This is a genomic window from Saccharibacter sp. EH611 (genome assembly GCF_009834765.1).
GTDB lineage: Bacteria > Pseudomonadota > Alphaproteobacteria > Acetobacterales > Acetobacteraceae > Saccharibacter.
In genome coordinates this window covers 110488-133101 of sequence record NZ_WVHP01000022.1, presented here as the reverse complement: position 1 = coordinate 133101, position 22614 = coordinate 110488, and the positions used below count along the sequence as shown (strand labels likewise).

Genomic DNA, 22614 nt, shown 5'->3' with positions numbered 1-22614 from the left:
AGAAGATATTACACTGTCTTCTTCCTTAAAAAGTTCGCATAACGCCTTACCGAGAAAGACGTCTTCACAAATGGAAGATGCACAGACAGCCGCCCCCTGCTGATAGTGACATAATAATTATTGAGACATAAATAACGCTTCAACAGCGCTCTATACCCTGCTGCTCCACGGTAATAGCGCCAATATAAGCTCTTCAGGGGATGCATACAGCTCACCCGCCAAGGCTTACGACGCCCTGTGAAATGCAACACAGCAGGATTACGACGCGCCTCGTCATGCTCTTTCTTAGTATAAGCGTATTCTTCCCCCTCAGCACGCCCACACACATGGCTCGTTCTCTGATAAAGATAGGCGGAACTGGCGACATTCCAACGAAGAGGAAGAATGAAAATATCCTCTTTATACGCTAAATTGAGAATATCCTGATCTTGCATCGTGATATTATGAGTATTCTTATAAAAAGCTTCCGCATATAAAAATTCGAGATTGCCATAGCGCTTCTTCGCACGCGCCACATCAAAGAGCAGCACACCAGAATTAATGTAATTATTGTTAAAACTCTCTCCAAAAAGACGGCGCGATTCAATCAAACCATCTTCGTCACGTGCCCCACCCAAAACCTTACCATGAAGATCTGTATTCCAAAGCTTTGTTACATCATCGCAAATAACAACATCTGTATCAAAATAAATGACACGTTCAACCGTTTCCGGCAAAACACTACTAATAAGAAGCCTATAATACGCATTCACGTTAATATGCTTCCTATTCATAGGGAAGTATTTAACAAAGGTATCCCCAATACGAACAAACTTAATCTCCAGCAATCGTCCATAACGAGCCATAACTTTTCTAATCACATCATCAGAAAGTCTAGCATCATGAATAACATAAAGCGTTATTTTATCCGTGTTTCTCGTATGTCTAATGATAGAGCTAATCGTCGCACAAGCCGGTCTGTAATAATTTGCATCAAAAGAGACAACGAGATTGATATGGCCTCCATAAAGAACGTCCATCGGTTTATCATGATGCACCCTCTTTTCATGCAACATAATTTCTTGGGAAACGTTCTTAAAATCGAGGCCAATATCATCATCGTCTGTATAAATAATCGATGCTTCTCGTATAATAAGGCGACTATCTTTTTCGGACAGATTTTTTAGGTAAATATTCCCTAGGAACTCAGCAAGCAAACACCATAAATTCCTCTGGAAAGAGCCGCTTTCTGACAAATATTCTATGTCACATATGACAGAAAATACAAAAGAGCAATAACCATGAAAAATATGACTCTTCATGACAAAAATATTCCACGGAACCATTGATGTTCCGTAAATAAATTCTAATGCATTAATATAATATTCAGGATGCTTTTCCTTTATAAGACATAAAAAGAGTTCAATATCACGGGCACTCCCTCCTTCTTCGATAAAGAAATCGTAAGGGGAATAAACTCCTTCAGAAAGACTAATATCTTCTAGTGAATAACGATGAGGGATAAGCACATCACATGATTGCAAAAGGGTCGTCGCACCACGCCGAGTCCACGCATGACGGTGCACTAACCCCCCTTCTAATCGTGCAACAGCACCGTCTTCATTCCATTTCGACGAAAGTGACAGATAACGCCTATTTTGCATCAGCCCCACATAATCGTGACGCACATTTTTCCACATCCAATAGAGGTTAGCGAGCTCTCCCCACTGCTCATACCCTCTCTCATAATGGGCCTCATCCACCTGAATGGGAACGAAAAGATCATTGCTGAGGACAGGATGGTCTCCTGAGTACCGCACATAGACCCGAGCATCAATAAGTGACATGACCTAACCCTCTCCCGCACTGTTATACATCATCATAAATACCTTTTGGCTTTGCTCTTATGAGCTTCTCTTAAGATTTTCTATTGAAAACAACGTCCTAAAATCCCTATTCTGCCGCAGTATCACTGCTCCTTTTTTTATGGTTATAGCGTTGTTAAGAGAGAGAATATATTCTCTCCAAGAAAGACGAGAGGTCTTCCTTAAATATGACCAAAAAAGCGCCTTCAGCGGGTGCATGCTATTAAACTTCCACGGTTTTTGCTTCCCCGTAAAATGAATAATCTTTGGGTGGTTGACCGCTTCCTGACGCTCTTTGTCTGAAAAAAAGTTCTCCCGCCCCTCGTAATCTCCATCGGAATGGGCACTTTTTCTATAATAAGCAGACGAAGGCACGTTCCAACTAAGAGGGAGCAGAGCGATATCATCTTTATAAGCAATATTGAGAATATCTTGATCCTGCATCGTAATATTTACATCATTCTCATAGAAAGACCGCGCATACAGGAAATCAAGATTCCCATATTTTTCGCGTGCCTTTTTAAGATCAAGAAGAAGAACTCCCGCATTCACATAGGTCTCATTCATATGTGAGCCAAAAAGACGCCACGAACAGACAGCTCCACTTTCATCACGTGCACCCGCCATAAGGTGATTATCCAAATGGAAATTCCATAAATCGACAATATCATCACACACAATAATATCTGTATCTAAATATATAATTCTCTCAACACAAGAAGGCATAGTATTTTGCAACAAAAGTCTATAATAAGTATTTACATTAATTTCTTTTCGATTAAGTGGAAACCTATTAACAAAACTCTCCCCTACTCTCACAAAACAAAAATGAGCGTCACCTTCATAGGTGTCCTCTATTCTATTTATCGTTGATTGAGAAAGCCCCTCATCATGAAGCACATAAAAGGTAATGTCATTCTTATTTGCCGTATGCGTGAGGATAGAATTTATTGTCGCACAGGCAGGCTTTAAATACCGGTCATTAAACGACAGAACAATGTGAACGTGCCCACCATGTTGCACCTCTTTAGGGGATGCTGTCTTGATCGCCCGTGCATGCGCAGCTTGCTGCGAAAGAACCTTCCGACGATCAAAAGAGAGATCATTCCCATCCACAAACAGGATAGGCTGCTCTCGCAATTTTAAAGCCGGCTCTACCGCTAAACGATAAATAATGTCGATATTTAAAAGACATTCCGCCAGAAAAGTCCAATTATGACGTTGGCACCCAATATGCCCTTTCATATCATGACGGTTCTTAAACGCTTCTAAGACAGAAAAAAGAAATGCTCCATAAGACTGAAAGAGCTCCTGTTTCATCACGAATAGATTCCAAGGCCTCATAGAGTGCCCATAGAAAAACTCTAGCGCATGAATGTATTTTTCTGGATAAAGCTCCTCAATGATCCTTAATAAAAGAGCGATTTCTTGCGCTGTCCCGCCCTCACGCACATAAAGGGCATACGGCGTTTCGACCTCTTGTGACACGGTAATCTCTTGCACATCATAAGCCCGCGGCACGACAATATCGTAGTGCTTTAAGAGGGAGCGTGCCCCCACTAACGTCCATCCATGATGACGAATAGAGCGCCGCGAAAACCCTGCTAAGGCGCCATCTTCTCCACCTTTGGCAAGAGACAACAACCGTGCTGCCTGCATCCAACCAACATAATCATGCTGGGTATTTTTCCACACCCAGTAGAGAGAGGTTAGCTCCCCCCACTGAGTGTAACGATCGGATATATGGTCGCCCGTATCATCTCCCACCATATCCGGCAGGGCCTCATCAGCCTGCTGCCGCCCTGCCTGGAGCGGCACAAACAGATCATTGTCCAATACCGGGCACGCCTTCGTGTGACTGACATAGATACGAGCATCAATCACAGGCGATTTTCCTCACTTTCGGGTTAAGAACGCGCAAAACCTAGCAAATGAGGGAGAATTCTCAATAGAATCCCTCGGATTAATACCTAAATTATTGTTAGGATTTCGGTGTTTCCCGTAGGAATGACACTGTCTCCACGCAAGCAGCCGCGGCCTCCCGCCCCTTATTATGGGCATCATCGCGTGAACGCAGTACCGCTTGCTCTTCCGAATACGTCGTTAAAATACCAAATGAAATCGGAGTTTCCGCTGCCAACTGGGCCTGCATCAAACCTACCGTTGCCCCTAGCGAGATAAACTCAAAATGAGCTGTATCGCCCTTAATCACACAACCAAGACAAATAACCCCTTCATAACGACCCGTCTGCGCTAAACGCTGCGCCATGATAGGGAGTTCAAATGCGCCTGGTGCATCGTAACAATCAACAGAGTCGATGTGATGTTCAGACAACCAAGCGAGCGCCCCTTTTTTGAGGCCGCCCGTCACATCAGTATTAAAACGACTGACCACAAGCGCGATCTTAGGGGACGGGGACAAAATAAGCCCTTCTGGTGCCGTCGCAATATGCTTACTCATTGTTCAGCTCTCCTGCAAAAAATGACCCATACGGGTTCTTTTTGTTTCTAAATAATGGCGATTAAACGGATTAGATGGCACGTCCAAGCGTTCCACCGCCTCAACATCAAACCCAGCGTCACGCAATCCTTGTTCTTTCCGAGGATTGTTGGTCAACAAACGCAGCGATGTCACCCCTAGAGCACGTAAAATGCCCGTACCAACGTCCCATTGTCGTGCATCAACAGGAAGACCAAGCGCTTCATTCGCGTCCACCGTGTCCATGCCCTGATCTTGCAGTTCATAAGCGCGGATTTTATTCACCAATCCGATGCCACGCCCTTCATGGCCACGCAAATAAACCACCACACCACTTTGCGCTTGAGACACACGGCGCAACGCTTCACGCAATTGCGGCCCACAATCACAGCGCAGAGAGCCAAGTGCATCACCCGTCACACATTCAGAGTGCAACCGCACGACAGGCGTTCCCTGCGTTGGATCTCCTTTGACAAGAGCTAGATGCTCTACACCATCAGCAGAACGAAAAGCATGAACTTTGAGATCAGCCCCACCACAGACACTTGGTAGATTCGCGACAGCCAGTGCAGCATGCTCAGAAAGTTCTTCCTGAGGCAGCACTGCCTCAACCTCTCCCACATCACCACGACCATGCAGGGCAATCCATGACCGCATCTCTGCAATACTGATCAACGGCAGCCCATGACGCTTGGCATACTGGCGCAAGGCTGTCAGGCGCATCATCGTGCCATCTTCAGCCATAATTTCGCAGATAACGCCCGCGGGCACCAACCCAGCAAGGCGCATCAAATCTACCGCACCTTCTGTGTGACCTTCCCGCGCCATCACCCCATGAGGATTGGCACGGAGAGGGAACATATGCCCTGGTGAGACAATCTCGCCCGGTTGCACATCAGGGTTTGCGGCAACCCGCACCGTCCGCGCTCGATCTGCAGCTGAAATCCCAGTCGTAACACCCGTTGCGGCCTCAATAGACGCTGTAAAGGCCGTCCCGCGCGGGTCTTTATTATGCTCAACCATTGGCGGCAATCCGAGACGGTCAATTTGCTCACCTTCCAATGACAAGCAGATAAGCCCGCACGCCTGACGGGCCATAAACGTCATCGCTTCAGCCGTCGCAAACTGCGCAGGAAGGATCAAATCACCTTCATTTTCCCGGTCTTCATCATCAACCATCACCACCATACGCCCCGCACGCACGGCGGCAATAGCTGCTTTTAGAGAAGAAGAAAGCTGTTTCATGATCCCTCTCCCCCAAGGCGACGCACGGCATCCTCTGGAGAGAACCGCAGCAGATTCTCCACATATTTAGCCATCATATCGACCTCAACATTAAGAGCATCCCCCACTGACAACGTCGAAAGATCTGTATGCGTCCATGTATGCGGAATAATCATCAGACCGATCTCAAAACCCTGCACACCCTCATGCGACTGCCCATCATGAAGGTGATTCACCGTAAGGCTAATCCCATCTAACGTGATGGATCCTTTTTCCACCACATAACGCCGTAGCTCTTGAGGAATGAACATATGAAGCTTGTAGGAATCACCTGCTTTGTCCACCGACGTTAACACGGCGATCGTATCCACATGGCCTTGCACAATATGACCCGATAGACGCGTATTAAGCGATACAGCCCGTTCCAAATTAACGGACGCTCCTTTTTTGAGGCGCCCTAGCGCTGTCCGTGCAAGCGTTTCACCACTGAGGTGGAAACTCACACGACCCTCATCGTTAAACTGTGTCGCTGTCAGGCACACCCCATTAACGGCAATGCTCTCACCCTCTGTTAAATCTGTGAAATGGCTCTCAATCTGCAAATCCATTGCTTGGTCACGGACTGTTACCGCACAGACCTGACCGACATGTTCAATAATTCCTGAAAACATCTTACTTTCCCCTAATACGCAACAAAGAGAGTGGGCTCGCGCCCTGCTCAGACCCATCACGCATCTGCCATGATATTTGGTCGTCGTGATCCTCTGCCTGCTGACGAATCGTCAGCCAGTCGTCCCACAAATTCGCCTCTTCGATAGAACGCAACGCGCTTGGCCCTGCCTCAATAAGCGCCCAATTCGCCCCATAATCGCGTAAGGCTACCAACATAGCCTCAAGCGATGAACAAACTCGCACATCAAAGCCATCATGCTCCCGCGCCTTGCGCCATTCTTCTGGCAGACGCCCTTGCCCGCCCAGCACAATCAACAACCGTTTTTGACGATGCGCATGATCAGGCAGATGACGCACCGTAAAAGACGGATCATCCGCTAAAACGGTGCCAATGCCCGTAATAACCGCATCAGTTGCACGGCGTATGTGATGTGCAAAAAGCAGAGATTGAGGAGATGTGAACGTTTTTGTCCCTTTAGGAGGGATCATACTACCCGAACGATCCAGCGCCTGCTTAACGGTCAACCATGGTCGATCCTTGGTCACTCGACAGGCAAAAGGAGCGAGTAGAGCGCGACATTGTTGCGCAATCTCTCGGTAGGCAGGCTTATCGTCCAGAAAAACGACCCTCTTTGCCCCTTCCCCTTGCGCTAACGACGCACCACCACCGGCAGCAACAGGGTTGGGGTCTCGCGCGCCAATCCACACAGCCTGCACAGGGCTCTGCCGCAAACGCTCACTACACGGGGGGGTGCGCCCATGATGGGCACAGGGCTCTAACGTCACGAGAGCCGTATGCGCACGCTCTAGCGTGCCTTCTTGATACGCTTGCTCTAACGCCATGACTTCCGCATGCGGCTGTCCAGCGGCTTCATGCACACCAACGCTGAGCACACGACCCTCTTGGTCAAGCAACACACAGCCAACAGATGGGTTAGGCGCAGTCGCACCTAATGTGGGAATCGTCTTTTTAAGTGCCAACTCAAAGCCTGCTCGTATGGCTTCAGTCTGATCCTGGCACTGTGTCTGCTGAGACACGGTCATGATCTCTGTCCCTACCTTTAGGGACGTCCGCGGCGACGGTACGCCTTCCTCCCCCATAAATGTCAGCACGAGCTGAGGACACACCCCAACACGACCAACCTTCATAGGTCGGAGAGCGTTCTCTCTCATCCGGACTATCACCGTCGGCTCTGGAATCACACCAGATCTGCTTGTCCTCTCCAGTCAAACTGAAGAGCGCTCGCGGGCTTAAGCAATATATACTGCTCTCACCGCCGGTAGGGATTTTCACCCTGCCCCGAGAACGTCTAAGTTTCGTCTTCCCTCTATATGGTTAAAAGCCTCCAAAAGAGCAAGGGCGCCTCCCTCTGGAAGACGCCCTTGTCCGAGAAAACTTTTAACGAGAGAAAACTCTCTGAGGCTTTCTTATAGGCCGCCCAAAGCCTTTCCAACCGCACCGGTAGCCGCATTGCGTGCTTTCTGCTGGGCTTGGTCAACCTGGCCCTGTGCCTGGTTCTTCAGAGAATCAACCTGATTCTTCCCCTGAGACTTCCAGTTGTTCAGCTGGCTCTGCGCTTTCTGGCGCACATCATCTGGTGCGTTCTGAATCTTGTCCTTCAGCTGGTTCAGCTTCTCTTTCTTAGCGTTCAGCTTCTCTTTCTCTGCATCAATCTTGGATTGCACAGAATTGATACGCTTTTTGAGTTTAGCGCGCTGTTTCTCAGAAGCATTTTCATACTTCGCTTTGAGAGCATCCAACGTCTTTTCATGGTTCTGCTCAAGGTTGGTCAGATTATTATACTGATTTTGAAGCTTGTTGCTTGCAGAAGCAATTGATGAAAAAATGCCGTTATCATCAGCATGGGCCTGTGGAAGCACAGCCAAAGATGACGCAAGAATTGACGCAGAAAAAAGAGCACGAATGTTCATGACATTCTCCTCGTTAAAAAAATACAAAACGGCAGCAATGAGACCAGAGCTTAGCCGTTACCTTCAGCGATAGCACGAAGACGCTGCGGCGCTAATAACGTTACTGCCGTTACCCCCTGTACCGTAATCAGTTTTTCTTTCTTGAAAACCCCCAAGGTGCGACTCACCGTCTCAATCGTCATGCCAAGATAATCAGCAATATCTGTTCTGGACATTAACAACTTGATTTTAATCGGTTTTTCTTCCTTTTCCAATAAGTCAGATGCCGTACAACAAGGGGGAAGACTTTGCTCAATCAAGAAAGTTGCAAGACGTTCACGTGCTGTCTTACGCCCTAATAAAACCAACCGACGTTGCATAATAGTTAATTCACGCGACGCTTCATCTCGCAACCGATGCTCTAAATGGGGAAAACGCTGCGTAAGACGCTCAATCCCCGAATGCGAAAAACGACAAAGTGTTACGTCACAGATCGCTTCAGCACTAAAAGCGTAGTGATCTACCGCTGCAAGCCCTAGAAAGTCACCACAGTCTGCAAAGCCTGCAATTTGACGCCGACCATCAGGAAGGAGATTAAAAAGTTTTACGCGCCCTTCTGTGAGAACATAAAACTCATGTGCTGGTGCGCCTTCTTCAATAAAAGCGCGTCCCTTTGCGACCTGTACCCGCGCAGACTCCGCTACCAATATTGGTAGATCATCATCGTCAATCACATTACAAATACTGTGCGACCGGCCAGGGCAGTGGGCGCATCGCTCACGTACTGCATCGCTGGTAATGGATGTCACCATGCCTGTTCCCTATAATCATTTATCCCCTTCTACCGGGAGTAGTCGCTGGTGCAAAAATAACACAACCGATAACAGTTATCGGTTTTTATATAATTTTTGATCTAGATCAAGGAACTTAAAAAAGCTTAATGCTCTTTGCATCAACATCGTCTGGTTTCATCAAGATATTACCGTACTTAGGGTCAGGACATCACCGCGCTATGAAACGCTCACTTTTTAGAACGGCTTGCGCCGCTTTCGGACTGCTTGCCTCTTCCTCTCTTGCTTTGGCTGACGCCCCTCAAACGACAAGTGCCACAGCTGCCACAACCAGCCCTATGCAAGCCGCTCCGGATGTGAACCTTCATGTCCAAGCTCCTAAGACGCGCTACCCTGCAAACTGCCTCTTCGCGAATTGCCCGGGCACGAAGGTTGGCCTCGGTAAGGGGGACTTCATTGTTCGTCTTTCGGCAATGGGTCTGATTACCAACAATACCCATTCATCTGTGAACCTTCGTAATGCCCCAGCCCCCCTCAATGGGCGCCAAGGGCACTTAAATGCAACGAACCAAGCGGCTCCTGAATTCACCTTTGAATATTTCTTCACTGACCATATCTCCCTTGACGCCATCGCTGCTTCCACACGTCATGAAGCCAAGGCTGTCGGAACCAAAGCAGGCAATGTCGATGTTGGTAGCTTCTGGGTGCTTCCACCAACCCTAACATTGGCTTGGCATTTCCGCCCGCATAAACGTTTTAACCCTTATGCCGGTATCGGGATCACGGTGGCCTTCTTCCACAATACCAGTGCTGCCCACAACAATCTTGGCTTGGGCAATAACACATTTAACAAGCTGAAGCTTAACCCAACCGTTGGGCCAAGCTTCAACCTTGGGTTTGACTATCAAGTGGTTGGCAACTGGTTCTTCAACTTCGATATCAAACAGATTGTCCTGCTTGATACGCCCATCCACATCAACCATCACAACTCTGGTGCTGTTGGTCGCGTACATGCACATGACAGCATCAACCCAACAGTTGTTGCAGCTGGTATCGGCTACCGCTTCTAAGGTCTTGAGAATACCCGCAAACCATGAAAGGCAGACTCTCTGATAAGAGTCTGCCTTTTTGTTATTTAAACAAACTGTCATGTTACTACCGATTATCTCCACCAAACATGACAAATGTTTCAGTTATAGAACCGTGACATAATATCCATATCATGGCAGAAGAGTGCGTCTTTCTGATCACAGAAGCAGGAACCATGACATGCGCGCATCGCGTTCACTTATCACTCTGATCGTGCTGTTTCTGCTGATCGTTCTCGGCGGTTTGCAATTCTGGCGTTTCACTCATCACCCACATGAGGCCTCGCCTGAAGCCCCTATGGTCATGCAAGATGGTGACACGCTTCGTGTGAGAGCCAACAGCCCTCTCCATCAACGCTTAATCATCGAACCTGTTACGCTTTCCTCCTCACCGCATCACATTGAGCTGCCTGCCCAAGTCATTGCTGTCCCCGGACGAAGTATTAATATTTATACACCTGTCTCTGGCCGCATTGCCGATATCCATGTGCAACCGGGACAAACTGTCCAAAAAGGCGACGTCCTCGCGATATTGTATTCTGGAGACCTTGCCCAAGCATGGTCAGACCAACGCAAAGCCCAAGCAACCCTAGCCCTCACCCGCAAGGCTTACCGTCGTGCAACAGCAGTTCTGTCAGCTGGAGGCAATGCGGTAAAAGACATGCAGTCTGCCCAAAATGACCTCGAGCAAGCACAAGCAGAAGCACACCGCGCTCAAGAACGCCTTCAGGCTCTTGGGGCCAGCAGTGCAGAAGGGTACCAACCCATTATTGCCCCCTTTACAGGCACGATCGGTACCGTTTCCATTGGTGTTGGGCAAAATGTGACTGACCCAACATCAGCACTGATGACCCTTGTTGATACACAAGATGTGTGGATTTCTGCCAGCGTGCCTGAAAGCATGCTGTCAGAGCTTCGCCCAACCATGACATTGAGCGCACCTTTTGACGGACAAACATGCTCAGGCCCTATCACAACGCGTGACCCGACCTTACGCACAGACACACGGCGTTTGAACCTGTACCTGCGCTGTTCAAACGCACAGGCTATTTTGCGTCCTGGTCAATTCACAACAGCGTCTCTCAGTGTCCCAAGCCAACCGTATCTGCAAATCCCTAAAACAGCACTTCTCATGAATAATGATGAAGTTTCTGTCTTTGTTGAAACCGCCTCCAATGTCTATCGACGTCGTACGATTGGTATCCGGTACGATGAAGGGGATAATGTCAGTGTTCTCTCTGGTTTAAGCGACCATGACCGCATTATCACCCATGGTGCTATCTTACTAAACGACAACTAAGCCGGGAGAACGGCCCATGCATATTGAACGCTTTATCTCCTGGTGTTTTGAACGTCGGAAAGCTGTTTTCTTCTTCTCCCTCTTCCTCGCGATCGCCGGTGCTATCGCGTGGAAGCAAATTCCTGTTGAGGCCTATCCTGACATTGGCCCAACCAGCGTGCTGGTCACCACGCAAATGCCCGGCCTTGCCGCCGAAGAGATGGAAAAACAGGTTACAACACCCGTTGAACGCGGCCTTGCAAGCGTCCCCGGTGTAGAAGAAAGCCGGTCAAGCAGCACATTTGGCCTCTCCCTCGTCACGCTTATTTTCCGTGAAGGGACGGACATCTACCTGGCTCGTGAGCAAGTGCAAACACAGCTTGCCAGCCTCCAGCTCACCAATGGTGCACAACCTTCTCTTGGCCCCATTTCTGGCCCCAGTGGCGAGATCTATCGCTATACGCTTGAATCTGACGACCAAAATCTCATGGCACTGTCAGATGTTCAACGCTGGACAGTTATCCCAACGCTTCAGCGGATCCCTGGCATTGTGAATATTGATAATTTCGGTGGTTTCACACGCGAATATCAGCTCATTCTCGACCCCAATGCTCTTATTCGCTACAGCATCGCTTTAAGCGACATTATGAATGCGATCCGCAACAGCAATGTGAATGCAGGTGGGGGGCGCGTCACCCGAGGAGAACAATCGTACATTGTTCGTGGAATTGGCCAGATCCATTCTCTTGCCGATCTTAGCGACATTGTTGTTGCTCATCATGATGGTATCCCCGTTTTTGTGCGTGATCTCGGCCATGTTGAGTTTGGCCATCAAGTCCGTGAAGGGATGCTCGGCAAGAACGGCAACCCCGATACGATTGAAGGCGTTGTCACCATGCTACGCGGGGAGAATCCCTCCCTCGTTTTGGACAATCTGCACAAAACAATCGACAAACTCCAAAAAAAGCTCGCCCCGATGCATATGCGCATCGTCCCTTATATTGACCGCGATAATCTGGTTCAGAACACCACCGCTAAAGTTGGGGAAACGATTACGGAAGGGATTATTCTTGTCCTCGTCATCCTTTCTTTTTTTCTCGGTTCCCTCCGAAGCGCCGCTATTACCGCTGTCACCATTCCCTTTGCGCTCGCTTTCGCGTTTATCCTCATGCGCTCTTGCGGCATGGCGGCCAATCTTTTCTCCCTCGGCGCCGTAGATTTTGGCGTGATCGTTGATGGGGCTATTGTGGTAACAGAGGTTATTCTTCGTATTCGTGAAGAACACGCCTCAGCGCCCCTTGATTCTAAGACGGTGCTTGATGTGACCCGCCGTGCAGGACGGGCCATTTTCGCATCTACCCTCATCATTATTGTTGCCTACAGCCCACTTTTTGCTTTTTCAGGCAGTGAAGGAAAAATCTTCCGCCCCATGGCCTATACGGTGAGCTTTGCTCTCCTAGGCGCCTTACTGTGCGCGCTCTCCCTCACTCCAACGCTCACCTTCCTCGCGCTTCGTAAGCCCCATAAGACATGGCATAATCGTCCCCTTGAATGGCTCCATCACCGTTATGACGCAGCTCTACAAACAGCCCTGCGTCATTCCTACGCCGTTTTCTCCGTCGCTGGTGTCGCCTTAGTACTCGTCATTATTCTTGGTGTAAGCACGGGACGAGAATTTTTGCCTCCTCTGGATGAAGGAGCGTTATGGCTTCAAGTGCAAATGCCAACCGGTATTTCTCTTGAAAAAGGGCAGGAAATTGCAGCCGAAGTGCGCCATGCTGTCCGCGAATTCCCTGAAACATCGTACGCTATTACCCAGCTTGGACGCTCTGATGATGGGACTGATCCATGGACGCCGTCCCATATGGAAGTGCCTGTCGGGCTTATCCCTTATGACAAATGGCCTGACCGAGAAAGTAAGGCAGAGCTGGTCACGCGTCTTCGTGCGCGTTTGTCCAAGATTCCCGGTATCAGCTTTTCGATCAGCCAGCCGATGGAAGATAATATCAGTGACCTCATGGGCGGCGCTCATAGCCCTCTGGTCATGCGTATTTACGGTGATGATTTTAACGAGTTGCGCCGTATTGGGCAGCATGTCGTTAAAACACTCTGGCAAGTGCCGGGGACAGTTCAAGCCGCCATCTTCCAAGAACCGCCCATTCCGCAAATCGCTATTACAGCTAACCGCCGTCAGGCTGCACGGTACGGCCTTAATGTGTCTGACGTCTCCGATGTTATTAATAACGCTATTGGAGATGGGCCGTTAACGACGGTGATTGAAGGCGATCGTTTTTACAATGCGACCCTTCATGTCGATACGCCTCATCGCTCAAACCTCGAGATGATTAAGCAGCTTCCACTCGCCACATCAGACGGCGCGGTGGTTACCCTTGGTGATGTTGCTTCCATCAAGCTTCATATGGGAGAGAGCAACATCGCTCATGAAATGAACGAACGAGAAATTACCCTCCAGGTTGATAATGGCAGCCGCCCCATGTCCCAATATCTCGCGGACGCCCAAGCGCGGATTGACCGGGATGTCTCTTTTGACCATCAACATTATCGTTTGGAATGGGCCGGCTCTTTCCAACAAGCGCAAGAAGCACAAAAGCGCCTCATTATCGCCTTGAGCATTATGTTCACCGTCATGCTCGGCCTCCTCTATGCAGAGTTTAAGAAAATCCGCCAAGCTGTGCTTATTCTCAGCATTGTGCCGCTAGCGACCTTAGGCGGGCTGATTGCCCTGCATCTGCGCCAAGAAACGCTCAATATCGCAACAGCCGTTGGATTTATCGCCCTCTTTGGTGTGGCGATCCAAAATGGGATTATCATGGTCTCCAGCATTAACCGCCACCGCGAGGAAGGGCACGATATTCGCACCGCAACACGCATAGGAGCAACCGAGCGTTTCCGCCCTGTGCTGATGACAGCTACAGTGGCAAGCGTCGGGATGCTTCCCGCCGCCGTCGCAACGGGGGTTGGCACTGACGTTCAACGCGGCCTCGCCACTGTTGTGGTCGGTGGGCTGGGCATTGCAACCTTGCTGACTCTTTTCATTCTTCCCGTCAGCTTCTGCCATTTAGAAGAATATGTTGCTCGTCGCACCAAAACCGCTGCTCAAAGCGAGGGAGAAGAATAAGATGTCCCATCCTTTGGTTCACACCTCCCCTCTTTCCACCCACAAGGCACGTTGGGGAATTCCTCTTCTGCTCTGCGCTCTCAGCGGATGTATGGTGGGGCCTAAAGGCGATCCCCCGCCATTGCCTGATAAGGCCGGCTATACAGCCCAACCTATGGCCCATACGGCTGGCCGTACGGCAGGAAGCTCTATCCTTCGGCGTCAGGACTTTGTGACAGGGATGGATATTCCCGGGAAATGGTGGGAAATCTTCAAAAACCCCAAGCTTAACCAGCTTGTTGAGCAAGCCTTGGCCAATAACCAATCGTTAAAGGCTATGCAAAATTCTCTTAAGGCGGCTTGGGAACAACGACGCGTGGAAGGGGCTGCCCTTTATCCAAGCATTTCAGCCCAATTTATTCCCTCACGCAATAAAACCTCTAAAACGCTCTCCCCTGTCCCAAACAATAATAGCTGGCTGTATAACCTCCATACAGCTCAGCTCAATATCGGCTATGTGCCTGACCTTTGGGGAGGGACACGCCAAGCCATTAAAGCAGGCGGAGCACAAGCAGACATCCAACATGCCCAGCTTGAAGCGACGGCCCTCACGATGGTGTCCGACCTCGTCACAGCCACAATTACAGAAGCTGGATTACGCGCACAAATCCGTGCGAAAGAAGCTCAAATTTCAGAGCAAACAAAAATGCTCGCTATTGGCGGGCATCAATTTGGCGCGGGCGATGTCTCTCGCCAAAGCCTCCTCGTCCAGCGCGACGCTTTAGCACAAATTCAAGCGGATCTTCCACCTCTCAAAAACCAGCTTGCTCAGACACGTGACCAAATCGCAACGCTGATTGGCAGCACCCCCAATGTGGATCTACCCGTTTTTGAGCTAGATGACTTTACACTCCCAGAAAAGCTCCCCGTCACACTTCCTGCCACTCTGCTTTCACACCGCCCTGATGTCGAAGCCGCCCGCGCTCAAATTCAAGCAGCCGCCGCACAGGTGGGAATCGCCATTGCCAACCGTCTGCCCAATGTGCAGCTGAGTGCTTTACCGGGCCAAGCGGTCGGCCATATGAGCCAATTCTTTAAACCTGGATATGGCAACTGGGATATCGCCGCCACTGTTACACAGCCGATCTTCCAAGGGGGATCACTCCTGCATGCCCAACGTGAAGCACGCGATAACCTCCTACAAGCCAACGAATATTATAAATCAACGGTTATCAGTGCGATCGGTGATGTCGCCAATAGCCTGCATGCCGTAGAATTTGACAGCGACACCTTACTTGCCGACCAAAAAGGGCTCGAAGCCGCGCAAGAGTCTTATAAAATCGCCCAGGCCCAACACCGCCTTGGCGATAATAGCGAAATTGACCTCCTCCAATCCCAGCTCGCCGTTGCTCAAGACGAGCTTTCTGTTGCTCAAGATAAAGTCGCTCGTTTTTCCGATACGGTCGGATTATTCCAATCCCTTGGCGGTGGATGGTGGCATCGTAACGATCTCGGCATGTCTCCCAAAGATGCCAAAGAGCTCTCAAAATCTCTTCTCCCTTGGTAACATATTATTCAGCTCCGTCATTCCAGCACCTCCTACAAGGAAACCTTCCTATCATGAGGGGGTGATATTTTTTTCTTGACCAATTGGTCATGTTTTGAGAGACAGGAATATCGTCATTGCTGACGCGCCTCTACCTTTCACCGCTCTCCTTCTCTCCGGGGTGGCAATAAAGAGGCCGTGTCCTTTGTTCCTTGAAAGCCTGAATGCCTCACGACCGCTCTCCACAGAACATGCCAACCGTCTGGCCGATCGTTCGTACCGCCTTCCCACTTGGCCTTCCTCTTGTCCTAGGAGGATGTTTTTTACAGGGTGCGACCAGCTTTCCCATAGCAGGTGCTTACTTTCCCGGCTGGCTCACCTGCCTATTTGTTGGGGTGATTAGTGCGATTCTCTTTCGTGCGCTATTTCTCGCTCTCAATATTGATTCCTTCTTAAGTCTCCGACTTTTTACCTACGTATCCCTCGGGAGTCTTGTCGGGCTTATCCTATGGGTTTGTCTTTTCGGAGCCTAATTTATGGAACGTGTCCACCTCTCTGGCAAAAAGCCTTTTGGGCTTATTATTGCAGCTCTTTGCATCGCAGCAGCCCTCGGAGCTGCTTTCTATGTCGAGTATGATTCCTATCATCATCCAGAGACCGATAGCGGCACATTATATGCCGACACCGTCCATGCCGGTGCGCTCGTCGGCGGACGCCTCAAGACACTCCCCATCCGGATCAATCAGTTCGTCCATAAAGGCGATCTTCTCTACCAAATTGATCCAGAACCTTATGAGATTGCCTTACACCAAGCTGAAGCCAATCTCGGCCTTGCTCAAGCCAACCTTGAAGAAGCTGAACGTCAACTCAAGGTACGCGTCAACAATGCAGCGTCTAGCCTAAAGCGGTTGCATAATGCCGAGGATGAGCGAGATCTCCTCAGCCGCACCGTCACACGTCTTAAACCTCTTGCGGAAAAACATTACATCTCATGGCAAGAGTATGACCAAGCCCTCACAAAGCTCAACGGTGCCAATGACGCCCTTTCAGAAGCTCGCCATGCAGATGAAGCCTCTCACACCGCTATTGGTGACTTAAAACGTTCTCTCGCCTCTCGTGATGAAGCACAAGCGGCAGTAGAACGCGCACACTATAATATTAGGCAAACAACCGTTCGTTCGCCCGTTAATGGCTACATCACGAGTTTAGATGTCAAAGAAGGGGAAGTCCTCGCAGCCAATCAAATCCTCTTCACGATCGTCAGCAGTGATGATTGGTACGCCATTGCAAATATTCGTGAAATTAATTTACGCCCCGTTAAACCTGGAGCCTGTGCAACCGTTTATTCGATGATTGACCGGCAAACCCCCATTAAGGGACACGTCGAAAGCATTGGGTGGGGGGTTAAAACCGACCAAATGGCTTCCCAGCCCCAAAATCTTCCTTATGTAGAGCGCCAGATGGATTGGGTGCACGTTTCCCAGCGTTTCCCTGTCCGTGTTCGTCTCGATCCATCAACAGCACCAGACCTTCTACGTGTGGGCGCTACAGCTGATGTTGAAATACTCTATGGCGCAGCCTGTCATTAAACCCATCATTCAACCCGCTCACCTTTCATGGGGGCGGGCCAGACGGCTCATCACCCGTCCAACGCCGGGACGGTTGGGCTTTACGCTACGCATGACTGTTGCAGCCCTATTTGGGATTCTCATTGGCGAAACATGGCAACTTCCAGCGATGGATCTGATTCCCATTATCGTCGCTGGGGTCTGGCAAGAAGATCGTATGACAAATCTTGCGATCGGCAAAACCATTATTATCTTCTTCACCTTCTCATCTTTCCTGACGCTTCTTGGCGCTATATTAAGGGTTAATAATGACTTCATGACCCTTTTTATTAATTTGGCGCTTAGCTTCTTATTTCTATTCTTAGGCTCCGCTAGTAAATTGAAAATGATCGGCATTGTTTGTGGGATTATTCTTTCATACTTACTGATCACACTGGATAGCGTCTCTAACGGCGATAAGATTGCCCGCTTTGTCCTTTATTCTTGGTGGGACATTATGATTTCGGCCCTCATTATTATCGTCTTTGGCCTCCTTGTTTCCCCCTCACCACGCACACTTCTGATGGAGCGCATTTCTTATCGCCTTCAGTTGGCCGCCCGACTGATGCGTTCTCCAACAGATCATACCCTCAATGAAGAAGTGCATGATGTCCTCCACCAAGGAACATCAGGCATGCTCACAAATATTGCTTTAGCGACCAAAGAAAAGCTTTGGTCTCCTCATGATCTCAACTGCCTTCGCCAATCGGCTATTCACAGTTTTGGCCTTTTAACACTCGCCGACAATATGGCCCGCCATCACACCACCACGCATCAAGAAGAAAAGGAAAAGCTCGCCCAGTTATTAGACGATATGGCGCACTGTTTTGATGAAGATGCCTATCCTCGTCATATAACGCCCCCCTCCATTGAACACCCAATTTTAGGCAAAATGTGCGCTATGATGGCTCGCTTTAGTGACCCATCAGAAGAAACATTGCCCCCCTCTCCCCCACCGCCTAAATTCTTCCTGCCCGATGCATTTACAAACATTGACCATATTCATTTTGCCCTCAAGGGTACTCTTGCGGTGTTACTCAGTATTGTGACCTACAAAGCCCTCAACTGGCCAGGAATTCACACCTGTATCGTTACGTGCTTTGTGGTCTCCCTTCCCACCATCGGGGAAGTTCGTGTGAAACAAAATTTGCGTATTATTGGTTCCCTTATTGGCTGCTCGTTAGCTATTTTGGGAATCATTCTTATTTTGCAACACCTGACCAATATCGCCCAGCTTCTTCTGATGATTGGCTGTGTGCTCATCTTTGGGGGATGGATTAAATATGGCGATCCGCGCATTAGTTATGCAGGGCTACAAATTATGTTGGCCTTTTTCCTCTCCGACCTTACCCATTTTACACCCGCGACTGATATTACAGTTCCCCGTGATCGGGTTATCGGTATTCTTATAGGGCTGTTGATTAGCTACGTTGTCTATACACATTTTTGGCCCAAAAGTGCTGCTCATACGCTTGATGACAAACTAAAGAAAATCAAAAAGCTGCTCCATGGCGAACACACTGCCTCTACAGAACTTGAAAAAATTGTCCTCGCCTCACGCGCACAAGAACTCATCGGTGCGACAGAGCAATCTTTATTTCATGCTACCCTTGAACCTCAGCCCTTCAATCCCTCGCAACAGAAGCGCGCATTCTACCGCACGCAACTTCTTCAGGCGACCACACTTATGGAAGATTTACTCAGCTTCCCTTACCCCAAGGATCAAGCCCCACCTGCGCTCCATCATTTCTTAAACAAACAGCCGCAGACCAAATAAACCCTTTCCAGCCGATGCTCTCAAAGATTACACATCTCATGAAACACGCTCTTTCTACTCTCTTCCCAAGCGCTTTTTTCTGCCTCCTTTGCGGTTGCGCGACAACGTCACTCCATGATGCTCCCCCCGCACCAGATCAGCCATGGGCCGCTACGAGTGATGAGCATGGCATGATCACGCCCCCTCAATCCCAGCATCTTCACCACCATAAAGGGCTGGCTTTACCACCGGGATACCGTCTTCCGACAGACTACACCCTGCCACACCAAGACACGCCGCTCCATTTACCCCCCGACCACAGTTACTCCCTCCCTGAGTTGGTTGATATTGCTCAATCTAGCAGTCCGACAACGCGTGTTGCGTGGAATGCAGCCCGTGACAGTGCATTAGCGACAGGTCTCACCCGGGCAGCCTATCTCCCTCAACTCACCGCCAGCGTTATAGGCGGGTACGGCCATCTCAACACGCATATCAGCAACTCCACCATGCATGGCAGCCCACGCCTTTCAGGAGAAGGGGAAGTCCAAGCACTCTCGCTCAGCTGGCTTCTGTTTGATTTCGGAAAACGCTCTGCCAGTATAAGCGCGGCTCAACAAAATTCATTAGCGAGCAATATTCTTTTTACAGGAGCCCATCAAAAAGTTGTTTATGAGGTAACCTCAGCATACTATCTCACCATCGCTATTGAGGCGCATATTCACCTGATCGAACAAGCACTCCATAACACGCGCGCGATTGAACGTGCTGTAAAAGCCCGCCTCCTAAACGGGCAAGCCACCGTTATTGATACAGCACGCGCTGAACAAGCCACAGCACAAGCGGAACTTAACTTAGTCCAGACACGTGGCGATCTAGAAAACCACTACCTCGCCTTGATGACAGCCATGGGTATCTCTCCAACAACTCGTCTCTCTCTTCAAAAGGAAGCCGACCGCGCTTTAACTGTTCATGACGTCACATTGAGTGAAAAAATGGTGCAAGAGTCCGTTGCCCGTCGCCCTGATGTTCTTGCCGCCTACGCCAAAGCTCGCGCCTCTCGCAGTCAAATCCAAGCGGCTCGAGCTGAATTTCTTCCCAAAGTCTCCCTTTCTGGTAATGCAGCTTACGGCGTTGGCCATCTTGGCCTTTCCGGCCTTGGAAGCTCCCCGTTGAGCGTAAATGGCAATGGCTTTGGCGGCCTTATTTTAGGGCAAATTACAATGCCTATTTTTGATGGCGGTATGCGGCAAGCACAGCTCAAACGGAGTAAAGACCAAGCCGATAGTGCTGATGCCCAATTGCGTGATACACGCTACCATTCTGTCCAATCCATTGTCTCAGCAGAGAATACGCTTCATACAGGCGTGAGCGCGTACCAAGCTGCCCAAAAAATTGAACACACAGCCCAAACAGCATTTGATGCCGCTTTAGCAAGCTATAACACGGGGGAAGGGTCCGTCACGCGCCTTCTCGATCTACAAACATCCCTCTTTAACGCCACGATCATGCGCTCAGATAGCTATTACACAACCCTCATCGCCGCCGCCTCCCTTGCCTTTGCCACAGGCTCTCTCGGTGATGCTAACGCCGTTCAAAACAGTATCACCGACCCCTATGAAGCCACTCCCTAAGCCTCTCTCCATCACGCATCACAGCAACGTTATGGATACACCACCATCATTTTCTTGATCGACAATTGAAAACATCCACCTTATGGGAGACTCTCTCGTGACGGGACATCATCCTCTCGCACAAAAGAGGTTAACCGTCTGAGGAAGACCTTATTTCATGTCCTATAAAGTTGCCTTCGTCACTGGCGCATCCTCCGGTATTGGTGAAGTCACCGCCAAAAAGCTTCTCCAACAAGGATACATCGTTTACGCAGCTGCGCGGCGTGTTGAACGTATGGAGCCCATGAGCCGTTTAGGGATTCATATACTCTCGTTAGATGTAACGGACGAAACCTCCCGACACGCGGCGATCACCCATATTATGACACAATCCGGTCGTCTTGACGTTCTGGTCAACAATGCAGGCTATGGCGCTTACGGCGCCCTTGAGGATATTTCTCTAGAGGAAGCACGGGCCCAGTTCGACGTTAACGTTTTTGGCGCTATGCGCCTCATACAACTTGCCCTGCCCCATATGCGCGCGCAAAAATCTGGCACCATCATCAACGTCTCGTCTATCGGTGGGAAAATTTATACACCACTTGGTGGATGGTATCATGGCAGTAAATTCGCCCTTGAAGGGCTCAGCGACTGCTTACGCCTAGAGGTGGCGCCCTTCGGCATTCATGTCGTCATTATTGAACCCGGAGGTATCAAAACAGAATGGGCCGACATTGCCGCAGCAAAACTCCTCAAGACCTCTGGTCACGGGCCCTACGCTGCCCAGGCACACGCGATGGCCCAAACAATAACCGGCACACTCAGCCGCCGCTATCAATCAGCTCCTGAACTCATCGCCAACACCATCGTCAAGGCCGTAACGACAGATCGGCCAAAAACACGGTATGTCGCAGGCTTAGGCGCTAAACCCTTACTTCTCTTCCGACGTCTTCTCTCAGATCGTCTGTTCGACCGTCTTATTCGCCTCACAGCAAAGAGAGCTCAAAAGTAGCAAACGCCCTAACCCCGTATCCGTGTTTCTCTCCCCTTTTCCCTGACAATAGGAGAGAAACCAACGATCACGCCGTTACACAGAAAGGCTCTGCTCCAACACCCATTGCTGACCATCAAGGTAGGCCTTCACAGGAACCGCATTGGCTAAACGGACATTCACCTCAAGCCCCATCGCATAACGAAGCGCCCGAAAAAGAGCACCATGAGCCACAATAAGAGGAACCCCTTCAGCCTGCTCTTGAGCACGATTAACGCCTTGAACAGCACGCGCGGTCAGCTCCTCAAAGCATTCTCCTCCTTCAGGAACAAAATGTCCTTCAATCCAAGGATTATACCAGTCCCCCATAGGCTTGCCTTCCTGCACACCAAAGCACACCTCTTGGAGGTCTCTATCATGTGTAAGAGGGAGCTCAACGCCAGCCTTCTCTTTAATGGCCTGCTGCACATATTCAGCCGTGACATAAGCCCGCATCAAAGGAGAGGCCACAATATAAGAAAAAGGACGCTCTCCCTGAGCAAAAAGAGCAGCTAGCGCCTCTCCTGCACGCTTCGCCTGAGCAATGCCCGTATCATTAAGAGGAATATCCGTCCGCCCTTGTGACAAATGGCGAGCATTCCACTCTGTTTCCCCATGGCGCAAAAACCAATAGGGGCGCGCAAGCAGTTGAGACATGG

General features: G+C 49.6%; 18 protein-coding genes and 1 riboswitch. Of the genes, 9 read left to right on the top strand and 9 right to left on the bottom strand.

Translation table 11 applies throughout. The features are described from left to right. Positions 1 to 8: 8 nt before the first annotated feature. From GS535_RS07825 to GS535_RS07790, 8 genes are all read right to left on the bottom strand, one after another. Positions 9 to 1826, bottom strand: a complete 1818-nt coding sequence (locus GS535_RS07825) for a glycosyltransferase (RefSeq protein WP_160791836.1) — start codon at positions 1824 to 1826, stop codon at positions 9 to 11. Between the two features lie 57 nt (positions 1827 to 1883). After that, positions 1884 to 3728, bottom strand: coding sequence for a DUF4422 domain-containing protein (locus tag GS535_RS11295; RefSeq protein WP_160791835.1), 1845 nt, complete (start codon positions 3726 to 3728; stop codon positions 1884 to 1886). Between the two features lie 97 nt (positions 3729 to 3825). Continuing rightward, positions 3826 to 4305 carry a 6,7-dimethyl-8-ribityllumazine synthase gene (gene ribH, locus GS535_RS07815; protein ID WP_018979828.1) on the bottom strand — a complete coding sequence of 160 codons (480 nt, stop codon included), beginning with the start codon at positions 4303 to 4305 and terminating at the stop codon, positions 3826 to 3828. 3 nt (positions 4306 to 4308) lie between these two features. Continuing rightward, positions 4309 to 5568, bottom strand: coding sequence for a 3,4-dihydroxy-2-butanone-4-phosphate synthase (gene ribB, locus GS535_RS07810; RefSeq protein ID WP_160791834.1), 1260 nt, complete (start codon positions 5566 to 5568; stop codon positions 4309 to 4311). Next, positions 5565 to 6218, bottom strand: a complete 654-nt coding sequence (locus GS535_RS07805; protein WP_160791833.1) for a riboflavin synthase — start codon at positions 6216 to 6218, stop codon at positions 5565 to 5567. The genes ribB and GS535_RS07805 overlap by 4 nt, the downstream gene beginning before the upstream one ends. Position 6219: 1 nt before the next feature. Then, positions 6220 to 7263 carry a bifunctional diaminohydroxyphosphoribosylaminopyrimidine deaminase/5-amino-6-(5-phosphoribosylamino)uracil reductase RibD gene (ribD, locus tag GS535_RS07800; protein WP_160791832.1) on the bottom strand — a complete coding sequence of 348 codons (1044 nt, stop codon included), beginning with the start codon at positions 7261 to 7263 and terminating at the stop codon, positions 6220 to 6222. A 113-nt stretch (positions 7264 to 7376) separates the two neighbouring features. Beyond that, positions 7377 to 7531: riboswitch (FMN riboswitch) on the bottom strand. A gap of 116 nt (positions 7532 to 7647) precedes the next feature. Beyond that, on the bottom strand, positions 7648 to 8151 hold the full coding sequence (locus GS535_RS07795) for an apolipoprotein A1/A4/E family protein (protein ID WP_160791831.1): 504 nt from the start codon (positions 8149 to 8151) through the stop codon (positions 7648 to 7650). Positions 8152 to 8201: 50 nt separating this feature from the next. Beyond that, a complete protein-coding gene (locus GS535_RS07790; protein WP_237442245.1) occupies positions 8202 to 8942 on the bottom strand; it encodes a Crp/Fnr family transcriptional regulator in 741 nt (246 codons plus the stop codon). Positions 8943 to 9142: 200 nt separating this feature from the next. Here GS535_RS07790 and GS535_RS07785 point away from each other — a divergent pair, with 200 nt between their 5' ends. From GS535_RS07785 to GS535_RS07745, 9 genes are all read left to right on the top strand, one after another. Then, positions 9143 to 9991: an OmpW family protein gene (locus GS535_RS07785; RefSeq protein WP_160791830.1), complete on the top strand. Its 849-nt coding sequence runs from the start codon at positions 9143 to 9145 to the stop codon at positions 9989 to 9991. Between the two features lie 199 nt (positions 9992 to 10190). Beyond that, positions 10191 to 11309: an efflux RND transporter periplasmic adaptor subunit gene (locus GS535_RS07780; protein WP_160799189.1), complete on the top strand. Its 1119-nt coding sequence runs from the start codon at positions 10191 to 10193 to the stop codon at positions 11307 to 11309. 16 nt (positions 11310 to 11325) lie between these two features. Further along, entirely contained in the window at positions 11326 to 14427 is a 3102-nt protein-coding gene (locus GS535_RS07775; protein WP_160791828.1) for an efflux RND transporter permease subunit, read from the top strand. Between the two features lies 1 nt (position 14428). Beyond that, the gene (locus tag GS535_RS07770) at positions 14429 to 15973 is read left to right on the top strand and encodes an efflux transporter outer membrane subunit (protein WP_160799188.1); all 1545 of its coding nucleotides are present in this window, start codon (positions 14429 to 14431) and stop codon (positions 15971 to 15973) included. Between the two features lie 203 nt (positions 15974 to 16176). Further along, on the top strand, positions 16177 to 16485 hold the full coding sequence (locus GS535_RS07765; protein WP_370518149.1) for a YtcA family lipoprotein: 309 nt from the start codon (positions 16177 to 16179) through the stop codon (positions 16483 to 16485). 3 nt (positions 16486 to 16488) lie between these two features. Then, positions 16489 to 17541: a multidrug transporter subunit MdtN gene (gene mdtN / locus GS535_RS07760; RefSeq protein ID WP_160791826.1), complete on the top strand. Its 1053-nt coding sequence runs from the start codon at positions 16489 to 16491 to the stop codon at positions 17539 to 17541. After that, on the top strand, positions 17522 to 19336 hold the full coding sequence (locus GS535_RS07755; protein ID WP_160791825.1) for an FUSC family protein: 1815 nt from the start codon (positions 17522 to 17524) through the stop codon (positions 19334 to 19336). Before mdtN ends, GS535_RS07755 begins: the two co-directional genes overlap by 20 nt. A 38-nt stretch (positions 19337 to 19374) precedes the next feature. Then, positions 19375 to 20946, top strand: a complete 1572-nt coding sequence (locus tag GS535_RS07750) for a TolC family protein (RefSeq protein WP_160791824.1) — start codon at positions 19375 to 19377, stop codon at positions 20944 to 20946. A 157-nt stretch (positions 20947 to 21103) separates the two neighbouring features. After that, complete coding sequence (locus GS535_RS07745; RefSeq protein ID WP_160791823.1) at positions 21104 to 21937, top strand: oxidoreductase; 834 nt, start codon at positions 21104 to 21106, stop codon at positions 21935 to 21937. A gap of 75 nt (positions 21938 to 22012) precedes the next feature. Here GS535_RS07745 and GS535_RS07740 read toward each other — a convergent pair whose 3' ends face one another. Further along, a complete protein-coding gene (locus GS535_RS07740; RefSeq protein ID WP_160791822.1) occupies positions 22013 to 22612 on the bottom strand; it encodes a histidine phosphatase family protein in 600 nt (199 codons plus the stop codon). Positions 22613 to 22614: the final 2 nt, after the last annotated feature.